The organism is Aureimonas sp. AU40, from assembly GCF_001463785.1.
Classification (GTDB): Bacteria; Pseudomonadota; Alphaproteobacteria; order Rhizobiales; family Rhizobiaceae; genus Aureimonas.
Window position 1 is genome coordinate 103,344 of record NZ_BBWL01000054.1, and the last position, 20,784, is coordinate 124,127.

Sequence of the window (20,784 nt, forward strand, 5' to 3'; positions counted from 1 at the left end):
GGGATGGAGCAAGCTGTGAGCGAACCGGCACGGGCGACGGTGACGCGCGTCACCGCGCTTGATCTCCAGAGCGCCGCCCGGCCCGTCGCCGCGATGGAACGGTTCTATCCCGGCGCCATGGATTTCGGCTGGCACAGCCATCGCCGGGCGCAATTCCTCCATTGCGTGCAGGGCTTCATGACGGCCCGGGTTCCCGGCACGTCCTTCATCATTCCAAGCGGCCACGGCCTCGTCATCGCGCCCGATCTGCCCCATGCGGTGAAGGCGCATGGGCCGGTGCGAATGTGGTCGGTCTATGCCGAGCCGGAGGCATGCGGAGAGCCGGCTTGGGACGGGGCGCGGGTCGTCCAGGCGTCGAGGCTCCTTTGCGCCTGCCTGGAAGCGCTCGTGAAGGAGCCGGCGGAGGGCGGGTCCGAGCGGGCCGACCATCTCTCGGCGCTCGTGCTGGGAGAGATCGCCGCCGCCGAACCGGGGCGTCTGGCGCTTCCCGAGCCCGCCGAGCGGCGCATCCAGAGCCTGTGCCGGGAGCTCTCCGCCCAGCCCGCCACGGATCTCGACATCGACGCCTGGGCGGATCGGCTCGGCATGAGCCGGCGCACCCTGACGCGGCGGTTCCGCACCGAGACGGGCATGAGCTTCGTGGAATGGCGCCGCAGGCTCCGCGTCGCCCATGTCATGCGCCTCAAGGCGGAGGGCGAGCGGCTGGAGGACATCGCGGAACGCGTGGGCTATCGCAGCGTCTCGGCGCTGCGCGCCGCTCTGCGCGAGGCGCTGCCCTAGAGCGCCCGCCTTTCTGGCTGCCTGCGACACCGAACGAAAACCCTCGATCATCCCCCGCTCAGACATCCCGCCAGGCGCTTCGCAGACCATGAAGACAGACATTTCGGAGCAGCTTGAGGGTTCGGCAGGATGCGTGAGACACCGCGCGCCCGCGCGGCATGGTCCGAAGCCGGCGGCTCGGGGGCGCCGTCCGGCCGCCCATCCCTGGCGTCTTCTCCTGTGCTGCGCGCTTCTGGTACTCGCCAGCTGTCCGCCGGCCCTCATCGTCGGCACGGACCTTTTGGGCTGGGGCGATCTCACGCGGCTGTTTCAGCCTCGGCCGGGGATCCAACAGGCCGTTCTGGAGACGCTGCGGCTTCCCCGCCTTCTCGTGGCGATCCTGATCGGCGCGGCACTTGGCACGGCCGGCGCCCTCATGCAGAGCGTGCTTCGCAACAGTCTGGCCGCGCCCGACATCGTCGGCGTCACCAGCGCCGCGCAGCTGGCGCTCGTCGCCAACCATCTCCTGTTCTCGGCAGCGGTGCCCGACCTGGCGGCGACCTCGCTCGGCGGCCTCGCCGGCTGCCTCCTGTCGCTGGCGGTGGCAGGCGGTGGCCGCGTGGCGCCGGCCCGGCTGGCGCTGGCCGGCGTCGCGGTGTCCCTGGGGCTCGGCGCCCTGTCCTCGGCCATCGTTCTGTTTGCCGACGACCGCGCGTCCGGCCTCGTTCTCTGGAGCGCGGGCTTCCTCGATCAGACCGGGTGGGATCGGCTCCGACAGGTCGCGCCCGGTCTCGGCCTCGGTCTCGTCCTGGCGCTTCTTCTTGCCCGAAGCCTCGACATCGCGAGTCTTGGCGAGGAAACGGCCGGCAATCTCGGGCTCGGCCGCGCCGTTCCTTTCTTGAGCCTCGGCGTCGCCGTCCTCCTGTCGGGCGCGGCGGTCTCGCTGGCGGGGCCGATCGGCTTCGTCGGCTTGGCCGCGCCCAATCTCGCGCGCATGGCGGTGGGGTCGCGGCACCGGCATGTGCTGCCGCTCTCCGCTGTGGGCGGCGTGCTCGTGCTGCTTTGGGCCGATATCGCCGCGCAGGCCCTCAGCGCCAACGGCGCGCTGCCGACCGGGGCGCTTGTCGCCTGCGTCGGTGCGCCCGCCATGCTGTTTCTAGTCTTGCGCATGCGGGGTGGAGCCCGGCAGGGCGGCGGCGATCGCGCCCTGTCGCCCCGGGCGCTTCTGCCTCCTGCCCGGCTGGCCGCGCTGCTCCTGGCTCTCCTTCTGTGCGCCGGCCTCGCCGGGCTGGCGGCGGGGGACGGATGGGCCTTTGCAAACGGCCCTTTCCTCGATACCGCCGCGATGCGACTGCCGAGGCTCCTCGCCGCCGCCGGCGCGGGTGCCCTGCTCGGCCTTGCCGGAACGCTTCTCCAGACGCTGACGCGAAACCCGCTGGCCGGCCCCGAGACGCTCGGCATCCTGCAAGGGGCGGCCTTGTTCAGCCTCGTGGCGATCGGCTTCGGCACCGTGCCGGGCTCGCTCGGCTTCGTCATGGCGACCACGGCGGGCGGCGGCGTGGTGGTTCTCGTGCTCGCCGCGCTGAAGGCCGAGCGCGATCCGCTCAAGCTGGTTCTGTGCGGCGTCGCCCTTGCGGCCGGCTTCGGCGCGCTGTCCACGCTTTTCGTGGTGAACGCGCAGTTCCAGATGACGGAAGCCCTGTCCTGGCTCGCGGGGTCGACGCATGGCCGGAGCCTCGCGCAGGCCGCCGTGCCGATCCCCTTCGCCGCGATCCTGCTTCTGGTGCTCTGGCTGGCGCGCCGCTCCTTCGACGTTCTGGCGCAGGGAGACGAGACGGCCCGCTCGCTCGGCCTCGCCGTTCCCGCCACGCGGCGGCTGGCGCTCGGGGCCGCGACCCTGGCGACGGGGCTTGCGGTCTCGACCGTGGGCGCCGTCGGCTTTATCGGCCTTCTCGCGCCCCATGCCGTGCGCATGCTCGGCGGCTCGAGGCACGGCATCCTACTGCCGGCCGCGATGGGAATGGGCGCGGCGGTCGCCATGTTGGCCGATGCGGTGGGACGCGCCGTGCTGGCGCCCTACGAAGTGCCGGTCGGCATCGTGACGGCCCTGGTCGGTGTTCCGCTGTTTCTCGGCATCCTGCGCCGCAGCTCTCGCTAGAGCATCTGCCGATTGAGCGAACAGGCTCGGCCGTCGGATGATGCAATGGAAACGAGACTGCGGAAGCGTTTTCGCCGAGAGCCGTTCAGCGATCGAGAAGCCAGAGCGAGGCGGGTGTTGCCGCTTTCAACGTCGGCGCGGCAATGGAAGCCTCGCGCGATCCAGTCGCGACGACAGAAATCCGTCCAAAGACGCGCTCATATCCTTAAACGTTATGTCGAATGATCCGGCAATGAGGCATTCACATTACTCTTATCCCATCGATGATTTGAATCGCTCATTCAATCGCTCCTTAACACTCTTATCTTACCAGAACGTAAGATGCGCAGGACGCCTGACCTCTCGATATAAGGTATGATCAAATTGTCCGCCTCCAGAATGCTTCTCCTCTTCGGAGCGTTTGTGACAGTTCTTTTCGTCGCGGCACTCGGAACGCAGACATACGCATTCCTGACCTTGCGGATCGGCGGCGACAGCTATGAACGCATCATTGCCGGGCGCGATCTCCAGGCCGACATTCTACCGCCTCCGCTTTTTCTGTCGGAGGCCTATCGGCTTGCGTTTCAGGCGCGATTTTCCCACGACGATCTCGATCCGATCCTGAAGTCGATCGAGGCCGCGCATGCCAGCTACGCGGAACGGATTGCCTATTGGAGTTCGCACGAACTTGCGGACCAGTTGAAGAGCGCACTGCTCGGCCCGGTCCAGGCCACGTCCCGCGAGTTCTGGTCGGTTCTGGACTCTCAGGCTCTGCCCGCCATCAAGTCGGGCGACGCGGCCGGGATCGACACCGCGTTCGGGGCTCTCGGGCAAGTGTTCAACCAGCACGCGGCCGCCGTCGATAGTCTCGTCAAAGCGTCCACCGCCTATGCCGAAGCGGAGGAGCAGATGGCGACGGAGACGACACGCCTGCTTCTCATCGTCTCCAGCCTCGTTTCCGCCACGTCCCTCATTCTCTTCCTGGGCGGCCTCCTTTTCTTCAATCGAAAGGCCATCGCGCCACTGCGCTTCGTCTCCGCCGAGATCGGCCGTTTCGCCGAGGGCGATCTGCGGCCCGCTCGCTCGAACGGCGCGCTGCGCCTGAGCGGCGAGTTGCAGATCCTGACCGAGCGCATGCGCGCCAATCTGGTCAAGACACTGCAGGCCGCGCAGATGTCCGCCTCCAGCGTTTCCGGCGGCTCGATGCAGTCCGCCGCGACGGCCGAGCAATTGTCGGCCGGCTCCAGCGAACAGGCGGCAGCGTCCGAACAGGCCTCCGCCGCCGTGGAAGAGATGGCGGGCAATGTCCGGCAGAACGCCGACAACGCCGCGCAGACCGAGAAGATCGCCGTCCAGGCCAATGTCAGCGCCGAGCGCACCGGCACGGCCGTGGTGGAATCGATGGAAGCGATGCGCATCATCGTGGAGAAGATCGCGATCATCCGCGAGATCGCGCGCCAGACCGATCTTCTCGCCTTGAACGCGGCGATCGAGGCGGCGCGCGCGGGGCAGCACGGCAAGGGCTTCGCCGTGGTCGCCTCCGAAGTGCGGAAGCTGGCCGAACGGAGCCAGGAGGCCGCGACGGAGATCAGCGAGCTCTCGAACTCGACACTCACCCGCTCCGAGGAAGCCGGCGAAATGCTGAGCCAGCTCGTGCCCGACATTCGACGCACGGCCGATCTGGTGAGCGAAATCTCGGCCGCCTGCCGCGAGCAGTCGGTTGGAATCGAGCAGATCAATCAGGCGATCCAGCAGCTGGATCAGGTGACGCAGAGCAATGCCAGCGCGGCCAACGAGATGGCGGCGACGGCCGAGCAGCTCTCCACTGAAGCCGCCAATCTCAGCGACTATGTCAGCTTCTTCAAGGTGGCCGAGGAGACGGCCGCCGCGAGAAGCGACATGTCCGGGTCCGAAACCACCGGGACCCCGTCCGGCGAGACAACGGTGGCGCGCGCCTCCTCGCTGCGCCGGCTCGCGGCCTGAGCGGTTTCCGGGGCGCCCTTCGCGGTGCTCTCGGCAAACCTCGATCAGATCGAGCCGGCATCCACGGGATACCAGCCGGCGGTGCACATGGCGGCATTGTCGGACGCCAGAAACAGCACCATCGCCGCGACGAAGGCTGGCGTGTTCAGATCGGGCAGGCACTGCCGGGCGCGATGGGCCTCCAGCCCCTCGGGGCTGGCCCAGAGCGTCAATTGTCGCTCGGTCATGACCCAGCTCGGCACCACCGTATTGACGCGAATGCGATGCGGGCCGAGATCGCGCGCGAAGGAGCGGGTCAATCCGTGGATGCCGGCCTTGGCGCTGGTGTAGACCGGCATTCCGCCGACCCCCTCCATCCACGAGGCCGAGCCCATGTTGACAATGGCGCCGCCGCCGCGCGCGATCATGCCTGGCGCCACGGCCTGGATGGCGAAGAACAGATGCCGCAGATTCACCGCCGACAGCCGATCGTAGCGCTCCGGCGTCACCTCGCGCCAGTCGTGCCGATCGTCCAGCGCGGCATTGTTGACGAGGATTTCGGCCGGGCCGAGCGTCGCGGCAAGGCTTGCGAAACCCGACCGAAGCCCCTCGATATCGGTCACGTCGCAGCGCTCGAAGCGGACCTCGGCGCCCGCCTCGCGCCAGCGCGTCGCCAAGGCTTCGCCCGCCGCCCCGTCGATATCCACGAAGCCGACGCGGGCCTCCTGCTCCGCGAAGGCGCCGACGATCTCCGCGCCGATGCCGGACGCTCCGCCCGTGACGAAGACGGAGCGGCCGCGAAGGCTGGGATAGATGGCTCGTTCCATGGGCTTCCCCCCTTCTCCGCGCGTCGGTCAGAACATGGCGAGCCCGCCATTGATCTCGATGATCTCCCCCGTCAGGAACGAGGCTTCCTCCGACGCGAGGTAGAGAACGGCGCCCGCCACGTCCTCGGGCCGCCCTTCGCGGCCGAGCGGCGTTCGCGCCACCGTCGCGTCGCGCCCTTCGCGGGTCGAGAACCGGTCGTGGAACTGCGTACCGATCAGGCCGGGCGCGACGCCGTTGACGCGGATGCCCTGTCCGCCCACCTCCTTGGCCAGCGCCTTGGCGAAGGTCATCACGCCGCCTTTCGAGGCGGCATAGGCCGAGGCGCCCATGCCGCCGCCGTCATGGGCGGCGAGCGAGCTCATGAGCACCAGCGCGCCCTGCCCGGCCTCGATCATCTGCGGAAGCAGCGCGCGGGCGGTGAGAAAGGTACTGGTCAGATTGACGGCCATGACCTCGTTCCAAAGATCGAGTGGGAAATCCACGACCTTGCAGCGCCGCAGGAGGCCGCCCGCGTTGGCGACGCCGACCGAGATCGGCCCCAGCGCCTCGTTGGCCCGGCGCACCGCGTCGGTGACCGCCTCTTCCCGTGTCGCGTCGCATTCGATGGCCAGAAGCGCGCCCTGCGGGGCGGTCTCCACCATTTCTCGCGCCGCCTCGCCGCTCGCGGCGTAGGTGAAGGCGACCCGCGCGCCCTCGCGCGCGAAGCCCTCCACCACCGCGCGGCCGATGCCGGACGCGCCGCCCGTGACGAACACCGTTTGCCCTTCGAACCTGCCCATGCGTCCCTCCCCCGTTTCGCCCATCCGTCCGCTCACGCTTCCTGCCAGCCGGCGTACCAGCCGTCGGGATAGGCGCGGGTGAGCTCGCTGCCGGTGAGTTCGGGCCGATAAGCGCGGCCATGGCGGCGTGCGATGTCGGTGAGTTCGGACAGGCGCCCGGCGGCGGCGGCGGCGGCCTCGGCGCGCAGGGCCGGGTCGCGTGTCGCCACCGCGTCCTGCCAGATCGAGCGCCCGCCCAGGAAGCCCGACGCGCCCGCCCGGCAGGCGACCTCGACCTGATCGCGGAACTCCTCGTAGCCGACGCCCGCCGACAGGATGACCCAGGGCTGGCTCATGCCGGCGTCGAGGCGCCGGCAGGCATCGATTGACGCGTCCCGCCCTTCGGGCGTCGAGACATCGCCGGGAAACTCGACCTTCAGCATGTCGGCGCCGAACTCGGCGGCGAGATGGGCGGATTCGATGATGCCTTCCACGCGGCGCGCGGCCCAGGCGGCGCTCTTGGTGTCCTCGCCTGGCAGGGCGTACCAGATCGGCTCGACCACGAGCGGAATGGAGAAGGCGCGGCAGTCCACCACGAGATCGCGCACCACCTGCCGCTGCGCCTCGGCCGTCTCCGCTTCCGGCCGGTAGAACCAGAGCAGCTTCACCATGTCGGCGCCCAGCATCTTGATCTTGCGCACCGTCCAGCCCTGCCGCCAGCGGGTGCGGCGCTCGCCGTTCACCACGTCGAACCCCTCGCCCTCGATGCTGGAGATGAGGCCGACCGCGCCGGGCAGCGCGCGGGAGGCGATCACCTGCGCGAGGCTGAACTGCGCTTCCAGCAGAAAGGCGCTCGCGACCGGCGCGATGTGGCGCACCAGTTCGAGCTTGGCCTCCACCGCCTGCTCGTAGGACACGGTGTTGCGGTCCTCGGCCAGCAGGTCCTTGAAGCTGATGAGATGGTCGAGCGCCAGGATCGCGAAGAAGCCGTCCGGCGTCGTGATCCGCTGCAGGCCGCGCAGCTTGCCGGGATCGAGGTCGACGGTGGAAGCGGGCTGCTCGATGCGGGGATGGACGGTCACGCGAGTTCTCCTGGGGTCAAGTGTCGGGATGGGGAGCGGGCCGCCGCGTGGACGAGCAGGCAGCCGGCGAGAAACGTGTCGCCGAGCCCGACTGTGCTGCGGGGGCGGTCGGTATAAGGGCTGGGGCAGCGCACGAGGCGCCAACCCTGCCCGAGATCCTGGTCTGGCCCGGGGTCGGCGAAGGCCGCGCCTGGCGGGCAGGTGTCGGGAAGAACGGGCTCGCCCGCCCGCGCCCGGCAGGCGGCGAGAAGGCAGCCGGTCATCAGCGCCTGCCGCTCGCGCGCCGGGTCGGCCCGCGTCAGCGCGGCGGCCCATTCGTCGGCATGGACGCAGACGCGCTCCAGATCGTGCGCCAGGGCGAAGCGCTTGAGCTCCGGCCCGAGATCGCCGCCACCGACGCTGCGCCATTCCGACCAGCTCATGCCGACCGAGGTCAGCGAGCCCCGCAGGGCCGCGAGGATGCGCCGGGGCAGATGGGCCCGCGCGCCGTAGTCGGCAAGTTCGAGATGCAGGAAGGGCAACCCCGCCCGGCGCCAGAGAAGCGCCTGCGCCCCGACATGGGCGAGCGTTTCCTCGATCGCCTCGTCGGGCGTCGCGACGAGGCTGGAAATGGCCCCCGCGCCCGCCGCATGGGCAAAGATCGCGCTTTGCGCTTCGAACGCGGCGTCGCGCTCCGGCCCGTCCTCCGCCAGTCGAACGATGACCCGCGTCGCGCGGCGCACGGGCACGCCGCCGATCGTGGTGCCGAGTTGCGTTTCGAAGATCCAGTGCCGCGCCTTGCCCGCGCCGGGCTCGACATTGATCCGGTGCTTGGGCCGCCAGCCGCCCGGCGCGGCCAGCCGCACGTCGGGGTGAACCAGGGCGAGCTGGTCGGGCGAGCGGTCGCCGAGCGCCAGCAGCGCCGAAGTGCCGAGAAGCGCGAGGACATTGGCGATCTGCAGCGAGGTGCCGCCGGCGCGAAGCCGATGCGGCAGGCTCTCCGCCATCCAGGCGTCGCCCTCCGGCCAGTCCAGCGCGATCTCGCCGCCGATGCCGTCCTCGACGCGCCGCCGCAGCTCTTCCGACAAGGCCCAGGCGCCGGGGGGCGCATCGCCAGCGAAAAGCGCGGCGGCCTCGTGCAGCGGCACGACGGCGTCCACGAAGGCGGAAAAGCCGAGCAGCACCGGCGCGGCCTCCGCCGCCCGTCCGGGCAGGCGCAAGGCCAGTTCGCCATAGGCCTCCCGCCAGAAGTCGGCCTCGCCGCTCCGCATCTCCGCCTCCCGTATATGCGTTTTTTTGCTGTTATATGCTAGGTATCGCTTCTACATTGCGCAAGTCAAGCGAGAGATCGTAAGGCTCTTTGCAATTTCGAGCGTGAGACACAGGAGTCCCGATGGCCAAGAACGCCAGTTCCCTTCCCGCGCGGCGGCGCGCCAACATGCTGGAGCTGATCGGACGGGACGGCAGCGTCAGCGTGCCGGATCTGGCCGAGCGCTTCGCGGTTTCGCTGGACACGGTGCGGCGCGATCTCGACCATCTGGCCCGCAGCGGCGCGCTGGTGCGCGCGCATGGCGGCGCGCTGCGCGTGTCGCAGGGCGATCCGCTGAAGCCCCTGGCGGACCGGGTTCTCGACCAGTCCAACGAAAAGGCCGCGATCGCCAAGCTCTGCGCGAAACAGGTGCGCAACGGCGAAACACTGATGTTGAACGGCGGCTCCACCACGCTTCTCGTGGCCGAGGCGCTGGCGGATCATGCTCAGACCGTGGTCTTCACCAACAATCTCGCCCTGCCCGGCAGCTTGGCGCCGGGGCACTTCGCCGCGCTTCACGTGCTCGGCGGGGAGTACCGCGCGCTCACCCGCGTGTCGGTCGGCCCACTCCTGTTCGCCAATTCGGAGCGCATCAACATCGACACGGCGATCATCGGCGTGCGCGCCATCCATGCCGACAACGGCATCCTGACCAGCGATCTCGCGGAAGCCTCGATGATCGCGGACATGATGGCCCTTGCCCGGCGCACCATCGTCGTCGCGGACGCCTCGAAATTCGGCCAATACGCCTTCGCGACCATCGCGCCCCTGTCGGCGATCGACATTCTCGTCACCGACCGCGCCCCTGACGATGCCTTGGCGGAGGCGCTGCGGAGCGCGGACGTCAGCGTCGTCACCCCCGTCTGATCGATCGATGCCGCAACGCACGAAGAATGCTGCAATGCATGTGCATTTTATTGCGTGATTCTGCTTGACGCCAAGGGCGAGTCGGCGTTTGCTTTCCCCTGACGGACATCCGCGGCGATGCATCGCGGAGCCTCACGGAGGGAACCATGGCCAAACTCGACACCGATGCCGCCGTCGGACCGACGCCTCGCGCCCACACGCCGGAGGCCGCGCCCGCTTCCGCGCCGAGCGAACCCGCACAGGGTCTTGCGCCGAGCCGGCGCCGCTTTCTCCAGGGCACCGGCCTCCTCGCCCTTTCAGTCGCGGGCGGCGCGCTCGCCGGTGGCGGGCTCCTCGCCTCGGCCTCCTCACGCGCCAGCGCCCATTCGCGCACCGAGATCACCTTCGCCAGCGCCAAATTCTACGGCAAGCAGTCGATCGGGCAGGCGGTCGACATGTTCAACCAGTCCCAGTCCAAGATCCTCGTCAAGTTCCTCGAACTGCCGCCGCCCAGCTCCTCAACCGAGGTGCATCAGGCGCTGGTGCAGCAGCTGGCCCGCCGCTCCGGCACGCCCGACGTGTTCACGCAGGACGTCATCTGGATCGCCGAGTTCGCCGGCGCCGGATGGGCCTTGCCGCTCGACGAATACGTGCCCGCCGCCGACCGGCAGCAGTATTTCCCCGGCCTGATCGACGCCTGCACCTATGGGGGCAAGCTGACCGCGCTGCCCTGGATCGTGGACGGCGGCATGCTCTTCTACCGCAAGGATCTCTTGGAGGCGGCGGGCGCCAAGGCGCCGCAGACCTGGGACGAGCTGACGGCGATCGCCAGCGAGATGCAGAAGAGCAAGAAGGTCGATTTCGGCTATCTCTGGCAGGGCAAGCAGGCCGAGGTCCTGGTCTGCGACGCGGTGGAGGCCATCGCCACGAACGGCGGCGCGATCCTCGCCTCGGACGGCAAGTCCGCCGCGATCGGCTCCGACAAGGCGATCGAGGCCGTGCAGTTTCTCTACGACACGATCAACAAGAGCAAGATTTCGCCGAGCGACGTCCTGTCCTGGGACGAGGAGCCCTCGCGCCTGCCCTTTACCGGTGGCAAGGCGGCCTTCCTGCGCAACTGGTCCTATGTCTACGCCATCGCGCAGGACCCGAGCGGTTCCTCCGTGGTGGACAAGGTGGGCGTCGCGCCGCTGCCGCATTTTGCCGGCGGCAAGAGCGCGGCGTGCCTCGGCGGCTACCAGTACGGCGTCAACGCCAACACCAAGCACCGCGAGGCGGCGGTGGAGTTCGTGCGCTGGATGTCCTCGCCCGAAACCCAGCTCTGGTTCGCGCTGCAGCTCGGCCTCGCGCCGACGCGCCCCGCCGTCTTCAAGGAGCAGAAGCTCGGCCAGGAGCAGCCCTTCATGCAGCAGCTGGAGACCGTGTTCACCGGCGCGACGCCCCGGCCGGTGACGCCGAAATACGCGCAGGTCACGCTCGCCATCCAGTCCGCCGTGTCGCGCGCCCTCGTCAGCGGCGAGGTGAAGAAGGAGCTCGACGCCGCCGCCAGCCGCATCGACAAAATCGTCGCCTGATGCCCTCCGTGCTCGCCGCTCCGGTCGGCCTGTCCAGCGCCCGAAAGGGGGCTGGGCTCTTTCCGCGCCGCGCGCTGCCGCCCTGGCTCCTGCTCGTGCCGGCCTTCGTCTCGCTGGGGGCGGTCTCGGTTTATCCCATCGTCAACGGGCTCTGGCTGTCGCTCACCAACACCTCGCTCGTGACGCAGGAGCACGACTTCGTGGGGCTGGCGAACTACGCCCTTCTCTGGGACGACCCGACCTTCTGGAACGCCTGGCGGCACACGCTGATCTTCACCCTCGTCTCGACGCTGGCCGAGACGCTGATCGGCCTCGCCATGGCGCTTCTGCTCTACGAGCCCTTCAGCGGGTGCGCCGTGGTGCGTGCGGCCATGCTGGTGCCCTGGGCCATGCCGACCGTCGTCACCTCCAAGATGTTCGGCTGGCTCTTCGACGGGCAGCACGGGCTGGTGAACTATCTTCTTCTCCAGGTCGGGCTGATCGACGCCAACGTCAATTGGTATGGCTCGGTCGACAACGCGCTGAGCACGATCATCTTCGCCGATATCTGGAAGACGACGCCCTTCATGGCGCTGCTGCTTCTGGCGGGCCTTCACACCATTCCCGCCTCGCTGGTGGAGGCCGCGCGCATGGACGGGGGCAAGGCCTTCGCGATCTTCTGGTACGTGCGCCTGCCGCTGCTTCTGCCGACGCTCCTGATCGCCGGCCTGTTCCGCGCGCTGGACGCGTTTCGCGTGTTCGATCTCGTCTATGTCCTGACCGGCGGCGGCCCGGCGGATTCTACCGAGACCCTCTCCACCCTGTCCTACAAGATCTTCTTTTCCACGCTTCAGTTCGGATACGGTTCGGCGATCTCCACCGCCATGTTCGTGACGGAAGCCATCATCGCGGTCGGCTTCGGCCTGTTCGTGATGCGCCAGATGCGGAGGGCGGGATGAACGAGGATCGGCCCCTCGTCCAGAGCCTCGTGCTCTATCTCGGCGGCGCGCTCATTCTTCTCTGGTCGGGCGGCCCGTTTCTATGGCAGCTCTCGACCTCGTTCCAGCTCGACCGCGAGCTGACGGCGGACACGCCGCGTTTCCTGCCCTCGCCCGCCACGTTGGAGCACTATCGCAACATCTTCGTGGAGAAGCAGTTTCAGGACTATGTCGTGAACTCGCTGATCGTGGCGAGCCTGACCACCCTCGTCTGCCTCCTGATCGGCGCGCTCGCGGCCTTCGCCCTGTCGCGGCTCGACATCAAGAACCGCTTCGGCGTGCTCGGGCTCGTGCTTTCGATCTCGATGTTTCCGCAGATCGCGCTGGTCGGCCCGCTCTATCTCGTGGCCTCCGAGTTCGGCCTTCTCGATACGTTCACCGGGCTCGTCATCACCTATGTCGCGCTCGGCCTGCCGCTCGTGACCTGGGTTCTGTTCGGCTATTTCGAAACGCTGCCGCGCGAGATCGACGAGGCCGCGCGCATGGACGGCGTGTCGACGCTGGGTCTTCTGTTCCGTATCGTCCTGCCCATGTCGCTTCCCAGCCTCGTGACCACCGGGCTTCTCGCCTTCATCGCGGCGTGGAACGAGTTCATGTTCGCGCTCGCCTTCACCTCCACGATCGAGCACCAGACCATCCCGGTCGGCATCGCGAACTTCACCAACCTTTATTACGTGCCCTGGGGCGACATCGCGGCCGCGTCCGTCGTCGTCACGGTGCCCCTCATCCTCCTCGTGCTGGTCTTCCAGCGCCACATCATCGAAGGCCTGACCCAAGGCGGCGTCAAGGAATGAGCACCAAGAAATGAGCATCATGCCGGATCGATCCATCAAGCTGGGCTGCCAGACCTTCACCTGGGAAATGCTGGGCGAAGGCTTCCGAGGCGGGCCGGACGATCTTCTGCGCGCGGTGGCCGGCGCCGGCTATGCCGGCATCGAGATCACCGACAAGATGATCGGCTTCTATGCCGGCAAACCCGACGAGTTCGCCCGCGCGCTGGACGATCTCGGGCTCGCCCTCGTCGCCTTCGCCATCGGCTCGCCCAGCGGCTTCACCGAGCTGAACGAGGTGGAGAGCGATCTGGAAGCGGCGCGCCGCTGGCTCGATTTCACCGCCCGCTTCCCCGGCGCGGTTCTCTCCATGGGGTCGGCGACGATCATGAGCGACGGGCCGCGCGAGGAGAAGTTCCGCGTCGCCGCCGAGGTCTACAACCGCGCGGCCGAGCTCGGGCGGGGTGCGGGCGTCGAGGTCGCGGTGCATCCGAGCTCGCACCACAACACGCTTCTGTTCGACCGGGCGGACTACGACACGATCTTCTCGCTTCTCGACCCCGAGCGGGTCGGCTGGGTGCCCGACACCGGCCATATCCTGCGCGGCCACGACGATCTCTTGGATACGCTGCGCGCCCATCGCGACCGCATCCGCTACGTCCACCTCAAGGACGTAGACGGAGCCGGAGAGTGGGCGATGCTCGGCAAGGGCGTCTGCGACACGCCGGCAGTGATCGAGGCGGTGCGCGGGGCGCCGCGCTTCAGCGGCTGGCTGGTGCTGGAGGAGGAGTCGGAGGAGGCCGGCGCCGCGCCCGAAGCGGCGGTCGCCGCCAATCGCGAGACGATGCGCCGCTACGGCGCCTGAAACCTGAAATCGGGAGGCCGGACGAATGGCGACGCTGCACCTTCAGGACGTTCGCAAGCGATATGGCGCCTTCGAGGCCATCAAGGGCGTCGATCTCGACGTGGAGGACCGCGAATTCGTGGTCTTCGTCGGCCCGTCCGGCTGCGGCAAGTCCACGCTGCTGCGCATGATCGCGGGGTTGGAAAAGATCAGCGGCGGCGAAATCCGCATCGACGGTCAGCGCATGAACGAGATCGGTCCCTCCGACCGGGGCCTGGCCATGGTGTTCCAGTCCTACGCGCTTTATCCGCACATGACCGTGGCGGAGAATATGGGTTTCGCGCTCAAGCTCGCCGGGCTCGGCCGCGCCGAGCGGGAGGAAAAGGTGCGCATGGCCGGCGAGGTGCTGCAGCTCGGGCCGCTTCTGGAGCGGCGCCCGCGCGAGCTTTCGGGCGGCCAGCGCCAGCGCGTCGCGATCGGCCGCGCCATCGTGCGGAGCCCGAAGATCTTCCTGTTCGACGAGCCCCTGTCCAATCTCGACGCGGCGCTGCGCGTCCAGATGCGGCTGGAACTCATGCGCCTGCACGAGCGGCTCGACGCCACGATGATCTATGTCACGCACGACCAGACCGAGGCCATGACCATGGCCGATAAGATCGTCGTCCTCAGCGCCGGGCGGATCGAGCAGGTCGGCACGCCGCTCGACCTCTATCACCATCCGCGCAACCTCTTCGTCGCCGGCTTCATCGGCTCGCCCAAGATGAACACGATGCCCGCCCGCGTCGCGGCGGTGGCCGGAAACGGGCTGCGCCTTCGCCTCGCGTCGGGCGCCGAGCTTCTGGTGCCGGTGGACGGGCGGGGGGTGACGGTCGGCGAGGCGGTGACGCTCGGCGTGCGGCCCGAGCATCTGCATCTCTCCACGGAGGGCGAGTTGAGCGGCACGACGCTGGTGGCCGAGCGGCTCGGCAACATGACCGTGCTGCATGTCGATCTGACGGACGGCGGCACGGCCGTCGTGCAGCTCGACGGCAACAACCCGACCCCGGCCCACGCCGCCGTGCGGCTGTCGATCGACGCCGCGGCCTGCCATGTCTTCGACGGATCGGAGGCGGCGCTGCCCCATCTCGCGCGCCACCCCCTGGCCTGACGCGCGCCGTCAGCGCGTCTCGAACTCGCGCCAGGCGGCCACCGCCTGGTCCACCGCCTCGCGGGCCTGCGGAATGAAGCGCCCGGCGGAGACGAAGCCGTGGATCTGGTCCGGCCAGTGCGCGACGCGCAGCGGCACGCCGGCCTCGCGCAGCCGCTCGGCATAGGCCGCGCCCTCGTCCAACAGAATGTCGAGCCCCGCCAGCGCCACGAAGGCCGGCGGGGCGCCCGCAAGGTCGGGCGCCAGGAGCGGCGACACGCGCCAGTCCGAGGCAAGATGGGCTTCGCCGCCGACATACTGATCGCGAAACCACGCCATGGTGCGGGCGGTGAGGCCGAAACCCTCGCCGTAGCGCCGCATGCTGGCCGATCCTTGCCGCGCGTCGGTGTTGGGATAGATCAGAAGCTGCGCGGCAAGCGTCGGCAGCCCGTCCCGGCCGCTCATCAGCGCCAGCACGGCGGCGAGATTTCCGCCAGCGCTGTCTCCCGCGACGGCAAGGCGCGCGGGGTCGAGACCCAGCGCCTCGGCAGACGCACCCAAAAATCGCAAAGCCGCCGCCGCATCTTCCAGCCCGGCCGGAAAGGGATGTTCGGGCGCGAGGCGATAGTCCGGGCAGAGGACGACGCCGCCGATACGGTTGGCGAACCAGCGGCAGATTTCGTCATGCGAGTCGAGATCGCCGATCACCCAGCCGCCGCCATGACAATAAAGAAGCCCCGGCGCGCCCGTCGTCGGCGCACCCGCGCCGCGATAAAGCCGAGCCGGGATCGGCCCGCGCGGCCCCTCGATCACGCGCTCCTCCACCGCGTCCACGGGCTCCTTCTCGCCCTGCAGGGCGAGATAGGACTGGCGGTAGGCCACGCGCGCCTCGGTGGCCGTCCCCTCCTCGAAGGGCTTGCCGCCGGCCTCGCGCCCCAAGTCCAGAACGCGGGCCGCGCCGGGATCGAGCGCGCTCATGCGGCTTCGGCCTCGGGCGCCAGCAGCGAGCGCGCCTCGGCCTCGCCGAGCGGCGCGGGCTGCGCGACCGTTCCCTCGATGTGCACGGCCTCGCCCGTCTCGCCGGATCGGAGCGCCGCTTCCATCACTTCGAGAACATGGAGCGCCAGATCGCCGGACGCGCGCGGCGCCTGCCCCGTCGCGATGGAGCGAGCGAGGTCGCAGACGCCGAGCATCCGGTAGTTCGCCCGTTCCGGCGCCGCGAAGGGCCAGTTGATGGCGCCGTAGAGTTCGCCCTCGCTCGGGAAGTCGCGCCACGCGGCCCCGCGCTCCGAAAGCGACACCGTGCCGCCGAACGTGTCGGGGTCCGGCAGGCGGAGCGAGCCCTGCGTCCCGTGCAGCTCGATCGGGTGGTTGGAATGGCGAAACACGTCCCAGGACGTGCCGAAGGTGACCTGCGCGCCCGACGAAAACTCCAGGAGCGTCAGCACTGTCGTCGGCGTGCCGACGGCAAAGCGCGTGTTCTGGAACGGCCCCTCGGCTGTAATCAGGCGCTCGGCCTCTCCCATCGAGGTCAGCGCCATCACCCGGCGCACAGGCCCGAGAAGGTTCACCAGCATGGTGAGGTAATAGGGACCCATGTCGAGCATCGGCCCGGCGCCGGGCTGGTAGTAGAATTGCGGATTGGGGTGCCAGTGCTCCATGCCCCGGCCGAACATGAAGGCCGTGCCGGCCACGGGCTTGCCGATCGCCCCCTCGTCCATGAGCCGCCGCGCGCGCCGCCCAGCCGCGCCCAGAAACGTGTCGGGCGCCGAGCCGAGCTTCAGGCCGCGCCCGCGCGCCTCCGCCACGATGCGCCGCCCCTCTTGGGCCGTGACGCCGAGCGGCTTCTCGGTGAAGACATGCTTGCCCGCCGAAAGCGCCGACATGGTCACGTCGAAATGCGCGGCGGGGATCGTCAGGTTAAGAACGATGTCGATCTCGGGCGCGGCGTAAAGCTCGTCCAGGGTCATGGCGCGAACGCCGTATTCGCGGGCGCGCGTCGCGGCCATGTCGGCCGACAGGTCCGCGCAGCCCCGCAGCTCGACGCCGCCGAAGAGCTTGGCGTTGCGCATATAGGTCATGGCGATGTTGCCGCAGCCGACAACGCCGAGGCCGATCGTGGTCATTCTTCCTCCCAGGCAAGCTGCGGCCCCGCCCCCATGGAGCGGCCGGCGCGCGCCGATGCGCTTTCCTCCCGGCATCGGTTGCCCGCATCTAAGCATCCGCGCGGCCGGCGCGCGACCGGTTTTCCGTAGGGCGACGCGATCTCCCGCGAGAAGGACTTGCACCCACTCCAAGCGCGCAAACAGACAGACGCCACGCTTTCCCCGGCGCGGCGGCTCGCATAGGCTCGCGTCGGCGAATCGGGTTTCGCGCTGCGCCTTGGGAGGGGCGCTGCACTGAGTGAGGCCCGGCAAGGCAAGGGGGAGGCAGGACACGCGCATGCTGATCGGCATCGACTGGGGCGGCACCAAGATCGAGGGCATCGCCCTTCTGCCGGACGGAACGGAACTGGCGCGCGAGCGGCGCGACACCCCGCGCCACGACTATTTCGGCTGCATCGACATGATCGGCTCCATCATCGCGGACATGGAGGGCAAGACCGGGCGCCGGGGCACGATCGGCATCGGCATTCCCGGCTCGCTGGAACCCAAGTCCCGCCTCGGCAAGGGCGCGAGTTCCACTTGGCTTCTCGGGCGCCCGGTGGAAACCGATCTCGTGGAGCGGCTGGGGCGCGAGGTGCGTGTAGAGAACGACGCCGACTGTCTCGCCGCGTCGGAAGCGGTGGACGGGGCCGGCGCGGGGCACAATGTCGTCTTCGCGGTGATCCTCGGCAGCGGCGCCGGGGCGGGCATCGCCGTGGGCGGTCGCGCCCATCACGGGCCCAACAATTCGGGCGGCGAGTGGGGTCACAATCCGCTGCCCTTTCCCAACCAGTCGGAGTTGACGGGCCGTCCCTGCTATTGCGGTAAGCATGGCTGCATGGAAACCTGGGTCTCGGGCCGCGCCTTCGAGGCGGAGTTCGCCCTTCACACCGGCACGGAGCGCAAAGCCGCCGAGATCATGGAGATGAAGCGCGGCGGCGACAGGCTCGCGGGCCTTCTCTGGAGCCGCTATGTCGACCGGGTGGCGCGCGGGCTGTCGGTCGTGGTCAACGCGCTCGACCCCGACATCTTCGTGATGGGCGGGGGCATGTCCAACGTGCCCGAACTCTACGACGATCTCTCCCCGCTGATCGCGCGCTACACGTTCTCCACCGTCTTCCACACGCCGATCGTGAAGTCGCGGCACGGCGATTCCAGCGGCGTGCGCGGCGCCGCCTGGCTCTGGAAGGACGGCTGAGCCTTCCCCTCCCTCCTCCCGCAAACGGACTTGGATCTCCCATGACGCCTTCCGAACTCGACGCGCGTTTCCGCTTCGCCGAAGCGCTGGTGCGCGAGGCCGGCGCGCTCGCGCTGACCTATTTCCGCCGGCTCGACAGCCTGACCGTGCGCTCCAAGGGCCTGCAGGACATGGCGAGCGAGGCCGATCTCGACGTCGAGACCATGATCCGCGAGCGTATCGCGCAGGCCTTTCCGGAGGACGCGTTTCTCGGCGAGGAAACCGGGCGCACCGAGTTCGGCGGCGAACAGGGCATCTGGGTGGTCGATCCCATCGACGGCACGCAGCCCTTCGTCAGCGGCATGTCGAGCTGGTGCGTCTCGATCGCCTTCGTGCAAGGCGGACGAAACCGCATGGGCTTCGTCTACGCGCCGGCGCGCGAAGAGCTATTCACCGGCGGCGACGGGCACCCGGCGACGCTCAACGGGCGCCCGATCCGGGTGAAGAGCGCGGCGTCCGTCAAGGAAGGGCTGGTGGCCGCCGGCTATTCCACCCGCCTGCCGCCGGAGCGCTTTCTTCCCGCCTTCGAGCGGCTGCTGAAGGCCGGCGGCATGTTCTACCGCGACGGGTCGGGCGCTTTGTCGTTGGCCTATCTCGCGGCGGGTCGGCTGGTCGGCTATGTCGAGCCGCATATCAACGCCTGGGACTGCCTCGGCGCGCTGGCGGTGATCGAGGCCGCCGGCGGGCGCTCGAGCGACTTTCTGGCCGGGGACGGGCTGTGCAACGGCAACGTGCTGATCGCCGCCTCGCCGGAACTCTACCCCTCGCTGGAGACGCTGTTCCTCGAAGGCTGAGCCCAGGGACACGCCTGCCGGCATCGCGCCGCCGCCGGCGGACCGGCTGGAAAGCGGCCAACCTTCAGGCCGCTTCCAGCCAGGATCGGTAGCGCAGGAGAAACGCCTCCGTGCCCTCCGGGCCGAAGGCGAGTTCGCGCGCGCAATGGGCGGCGCCGATCAGGCAGGCCTCGTCCACCGGCGGGGCGGCCGAGACGGCGAGGTCGGACGTCGCCAAGGGCAGGCAGCGCAGGCGCAGCACCTCGCGAATGGGCGCGACCAGCGCCTCGCCGGCATGGGCGAGCGTGCCCCCGATCACGATCCGCTCCGGGTTGAGCAACGCCACGGCATGGCCGAGCGCCTCGCCCGCCGCCCGCCCGGCGGCCAGGATCAGCGCCTGCGCCTCCGGCTGGCCGGCCTCGAACTGGGCGATCACGTCGCGCGCGTTGCGCGCCGGCAGGCCCTGGTTTGACAGGTCGCGCGCCAAGGCCCAGCCCGCCGCCCGCGCCTCGAAGCAGCCGCGCTTGCCGCAGCGGCAGAGCGGCGCGCCCGGCTCCAGAAACTGCATATGGCCGATATCGCCCGAGGCGCCCCGCGCCCCGCGCTGCAGCCGCCCGTTGGCGACGATGCCCGAGCCGATGCCGGTCCCCATCTTCACGAACAGGAAATCGTCCGGGCGCGGCGCCAGGCGGCGATGCTCGAAGATCGCCATGAGATTGACGTCGTTCTCCACCGCCACGGGCGCGCCATAACGTGCGCGGAGCCAGTCCCCCAAGGGAAAATCGTCCCATCCCTCAAGGATCGAGGGGCCGTAAACGCGGCCGAGCCGATGGTCCACCGGCGCCGGCAGGCTGAGCCCGAGCGCGGCCACGAAGCGGCGCCCGCCGAGATCCGACAGGAGCCGCCCGAAACCCATGGCCAGCCGCTCCATCGCGGCTTCCGGCCCGTCCGCGATGCGAAAGGGCACGAGTTCCTGCCGCAGCACAGTCGGCGAAAGGTCGGTAACGGCGAGGCGCATATGCGTTTCGCCCATGTCCGCCGTCAGCAGCACGGCACCAGTGGGGTCGAGCGCCAGAAGCCGCGTCGGCCGTCCGCCGCTCGGCACCGCGCTGTCCCCCTCGCGCACGAGGCCGGCGGTCTGGAGCGCCAGAAGCCGCTGCGCCAGCGTCATGCGCGACAGGTTGGTCGCCTGCCCCAGCGCCGCGCGCGACACGCCCTCGCCGGAAGTTGCGATCTGCGCGAGCACGGACGCCGCCGCCGTCAGCGCGGAAAGGGCAGGCTCGGCTGGGGGAAGGGCAAGGCTCAGGGATCGACTCACGAGACGGGGCCGGCGAACCATTCCGCCGAACCGGAGAAATAGGCACGGCTCGCCTGCGTTCCACCAGCCCGCGTGCGCCGCACCATGCTTTTGTCTTTTTTTAGACAAAAGGCGCTTGCCAGATCGGGCCGCACGGCCCTACGATCTCGTCATACCAGCCGGCGAACCAACGCCGGCACAACGAGCCCGGCCTTCCAGAACGGCCCGGCCATGAGCGGCGAGATCCATCGCCGCCGGGGAAACGAGACAGCGGCGCCCGCGAGCGGCGGGCGATCCCGCACTATGAGCAGTCGGCAGTCTGCCCGCCGGACAAGGGCAGGTCAGGGCGTCGCATCCGGCCCCGCGGCCTCGTGCGGCCTCC

General features: G+C 69.3%; 18 protein-coding genes. 11 read left to right on the top strand and 7 right to left on the bottom strand.

The genetic code is table 11. From position 1 onward, the window contains the following. Nucleotides 1-15: 15 nt before the first annotated feature. The 3 genes from AUL32_RS21580 to AUL32_RS21590 all read left to right on the top strand — a co-directional run bounded on the left by AUL32_RS21580 (nucleotide 16) and on the right by AUL32_RS21590 (nucleotide 4,879). Nucleotides 16-780 (top strand): AraC family transcriptional regulator, encoded by a 765-nt coding sequence (locus tag AUL32_RS21580; RefSeq protein WP_244493105.1) that lies wholly within the window; start codon nucleotides 16-18, stop codon nucleotides 778-780. A 133-nt stretch (nucleotides 781-913) separates the two neighbouring features. Next, complete coding sequence (locus tag AUL32_RS21585; RefSeq protein ID WP_062119776.1) at nucleotides 914-2,917, top strand: iron ABC transporter permease; 2,004 nt, start codon at nucleotides 914-916, stop codon at nucleotides 2,915-2,917. Nucleotides 2,918-3,319: 402 nt separating this feature from the next. Beyond that, nucleotides 3,320-4,879 (top strand): methyl-accepting chemotaxis protein, encoded by a 1,560-nt coding sequence (locus AUL32_RS21590; protein ID WP_244498013.1) that lies wholly within the window; start codon nucleotides 3,320-3,322, stop codon nucleotides 4,877-4,879. Between the two features lie 44 nt (nucleotides 4,880-4,923). Here AUL32_RS21590 and AUL32_RS21595 read toward each other — a convergent pair whose 3' ends face one another. The 4 genes from AUL32_RS21595 to AUL32_RS21610 are packed head-to-tail and all read right to left on the bottom strand — an operon-like array spanning nucleotide 4,924 to nucleotide 8,776. Then, nucleotides 4,924-5,685 (bottom strand): SDR family NAD(P)-dependent oxidoreductase, encoded by a 762-nt coding sequence (locus AUL32_RS21595; RefSeq protein ID WP_062119782.1) that lies wholly within the window; start codon nucleotides 5,683-5,685, stop codon nucleotides 4,924-4,926. Nucleotides 5,686-5,712: 27 nt separating this feature from the next. Next, a complete protein-coding gene (locus AUL32_RS21600) occupies nucleotides 5,713-6,465 on the bottom strand; it encodes an SDR family NAD(P)-dependent oxidoreductase (RefSeq protein ID WP_156421569.1) in 753 nt (250 codons plus the stop codon). 32 nt (nucleotides 6,466-6,497) lie between these two features. Further along, a complete protein-coding gene (locus tag AUL32_RS21605; protein ID WP_062119787.1) occupies nucleotides 6,498-7,526 on the bottom strand; it encodes a tagatose 1,6-diphosphate aldolase in 1,029 nt (342 codons plus the stop codon). Further along, entirely contained in the window at nucleotides 7,523-8,776 is a 1,254-nt protein-coding gene (locus AUL32_RS21610; RefSeq protein WP_062119790.1) for an ADP-dependent glucokinase/phosphofructokinase, read from the bottom strand. The genes AUL32_RS21605 and AUL32_RS21610 overlap by 4 nt, the downstream gene beginning before the upstream one ends. Before the next feature lie 122 nt (nucleotides 8,777-8,898). Between AUL32_RS21610 and AUL32_RS21615 the strand changes: the two genes are divergently transcribed. The 6 genes from AUL32_RS21615 (at nucleotide 8,899) to AUL32_RS21640 (ending at nucleotide 14,972) form a co-directional block, all read left to right on the top strand. Next, entirely contained in the window at nucleotides 8,899-9,681 is a 783-nt protein-coding gene (locus tag AUL32_RS21615; protein ID WP_062119793.1) for a DeoR/GlpR family DNA-binding transcription regulator, read from the top strand. Nucleotides 9,682-9,827: 146 nt separating this feature from the next. Continuing rightward, nucleotides 9,828-11,234: an ABC transporter substrate-binding protein gene (locus AUL32_RS21620; RefSeq protein WP_062119796.1), complete on the top strand. Its 1,407-nt coding sequence runs from the start codon at nucleotides 9,828-9,830 to the stop codon at nucleotides 11,232-11,234. Further along, a complete protein-coding gene (locus AUL32_RS21625) occupies nucleotides 11,234-12,172 on the top strand; it encodes a carbohydrate ABC transporter permease (protein ID WP_192847501.1) in 939 nt (312 codons plus the stop codon). Before AUL32_RS21620 ends, AUL32_RS21625 begins: the two co-directional genes overlap by 1 nt. Beyond that, on the top strand, nucleotides 12,169-13,005 hold the full coding sequence (locus tag AUL32_RS21630) for a carbohydrate ABC transporter permease (protein ID WP_062119799.1): 837 nt from the start codon (nucleotides 12,169-12,171) through the stop codon (nucleotides 13,003-13,005). Before AUL32_RS21625 ends, AUL32_RS21630 begins: the two co-directional genes overlap by 4 nt. A 19-nt stretch (nucleotides 13,006-13,024) precedes the next feature. Next, nucleotides 13,025-13,846 (top strand): sugar phosphate isomerase/epimerase family protein, encoded by an 822-nt coding sequence (locus tag AUL32_RS21635; protein WP_062120112.1) that lies wholly within the window; start codon nucleotides 13,025-13,027, stop codon nucleotides 13,844-13,846. A 25-nt stretch (nucleotides 13,847-13,871) separates the two neighbouring features. Then, nucleotides 13,872-14,972, top strand: coding sequence for an ABC transporter ATP-binding protein (locus AUL32_RS21640; RefSeq protein ID WP_061978788.1), 1,101 nt, complete (start codon nucleotides 13,872-13,874; stop codon nucleotides 14,970-14,972). Between the two features lie 9 nt (nucleotides 14,973-14,981). Here AUL32_RS21640 and AUL32_RS21645 read toward each other — a convergent pair whose 3' ends face one another. Further along, a complete protein-coding gene (locus AUL32_RS21645; RefSeq protein ID WP_062119802.1) occupies nucleotides 14,982-15,929 on the bottom strand; it encodes an alpha/beta hydrolase in 948 nt (315 codons plus the stop codon). Continuing rightward, nucleotides 15,926-17,077 carry a Gfo/Idh/MocA family protein gene (locus AUL32_RS21650; protein ID WP_062119805.1) on the bottom strand — a complete coding sequence of 384 codons (1,152 nt, stop codon included), beginning with the start codon at nucleotides 17,075-17,077 and terminating at the stop codon, nucleotides 15,926-15,928. The genes AUL32_RS21645 and AUL32_RS21650 overlap by 4 nt, the downstream gene beginning before the upstream one ends. 316 nt (nucleotides 17,078-17,393) lie before the next feature. Between AUL32_RS21650 and AUL32_RS21655 the strand changes: the two genes are divergently transcribed. Together AUL32_RS21655 and AUL32_RS21660 are read left to right on the top strand one after the other, a co-directional pair. Then, nucleotides 17,394-18,293 carry an ROK family protein gene (locus AUL32_RS21655; protein WP_062119808.1) on the top strand — a complete coding sequence of 300 codons (900 nt, stop codon included), beginning with the start codon at nucleotides 17,394-17,396 and terminating at the stop codon, nucleotides 18,291-18,293. A 41-nt stretch (nucleotides 18,294-18,334) separates the two neighbouring features. Next, a complete protein-coding gene (locus AUL32_RS21660) occupies nucleotides 18,335-19,126 on the top strand; it encodes an inositol monophosphatase family protein (RefSeq protein WP_082659971.1) in 792 nt (263 codons plus the stop codon). A 64-nt stretch (nucleotides 19,127-19,190) separates the two neighbouring features. Here the strand turns inward: AUL32_RS21660 and AUL32_RS21665 are convergent, their stop codons facing one another. Then, a complete protein-coding gene (locus tag AUL32_RS21665) occupies nucleotides 19,191-20,423 on the bottom strand; it encodes an ROK family protein (protein ID WP_192847502.1) in 1,233 nt (410 codons plus the stop codon). Between the last annotated feature and the right edge of the window lie 361 nt (nucleotides 20,424-20,784).

Coding starts and splice junctions, on each gene's coding strand:
- AUL32_RS21655 (WP_062119808.1), top strand. CDS start 17,394: ATGCTGATCGGCATCGACTGGGGCGGCACCAAGATCGAGGGCATCGCC.
- AUL32_RS21640 (WP_061978788.1), top strand. CDS start 13,872: ATGGCGACGCTGCACCTTCAGGACGTTCGCAAGCGATATGGCGCCTTC.
- AUL32_RS21630 (WP_062119799.1), top strand. CDS start 12,169: ATGAACGAGGATCGGCCCCTCGTCCAGAGCCTCGTGCTCTATCTCGGC.
- AUL32_RS21660 (WP_082659971.1), top strand. CDS start 18,335: ATGACGCCTTCCGAACTCGACGCGCGTTTCCGCTTCGCCGAAGCGCTG.
- AUL32_RS21635 (WP_062120112.1), top strand. CDS start 13,025: ATGCCGGATCGATCCATCAAGCTGGGCTGCCAGACCTTCACCTGGGAA.
- AUL32_RS21645 (WP_062119802.1), bottom strand. CDS start 15,929: ATGAGCGCGCTCGATCCCGGCGCGGCCCGCGTTCTGGACTTGGGGCGC.
- AUL32_RS21620 (WP_062119796.1), top strand. CDS start 9,828: ATGGCCAAACTCGACACCGATGCCGCCGTCGGACCGACGCCTCGCGCC.
- AUL32_RS21600 (WP_156421569.1), bottom strand. CDS start 6,465: ATGGGCAGGTTCGAAGGGCAAACGGTGTTCGTCACGGGCGGCGCGTCC.
- AUL32_RS21650 (WP_062119805.1), bottom strand. CDS start 17,077: ATGACCACGATCGGCCTCGGCGTTGTCGGCTGCGGCAACATCGCCATG.
- AUL32_RS21595 (WP_062119782.1), bottom strand. CDS start 5,685: ATGGAACGAGCCATCTATCCCAGCCTTCGCGGCCGCTCCGTCTTCGTC.
- AUL32_RS21615 (WP_062119793.1), top strand. CDS start 8,899: ATGGCCAAGAACGCCAGTTCCCTTCCCGCGCGGCGGCGCGCCAACATG.
- AUL32_RS21625 (WP_192847501.1), top strand. CDS start 11,234: ATGCCCTCCGTGCTCGCCGCTCCGGTCGGCCTGTCCAGCGCCCGAAAG.
- AUL32_RS21610 (WP_062119790.1), bottom strand. CDS start 8,776: ATGCGGAGCGGCGAGGCCGACTTCTGGCGGGAGGCCTATGGCGAACTG.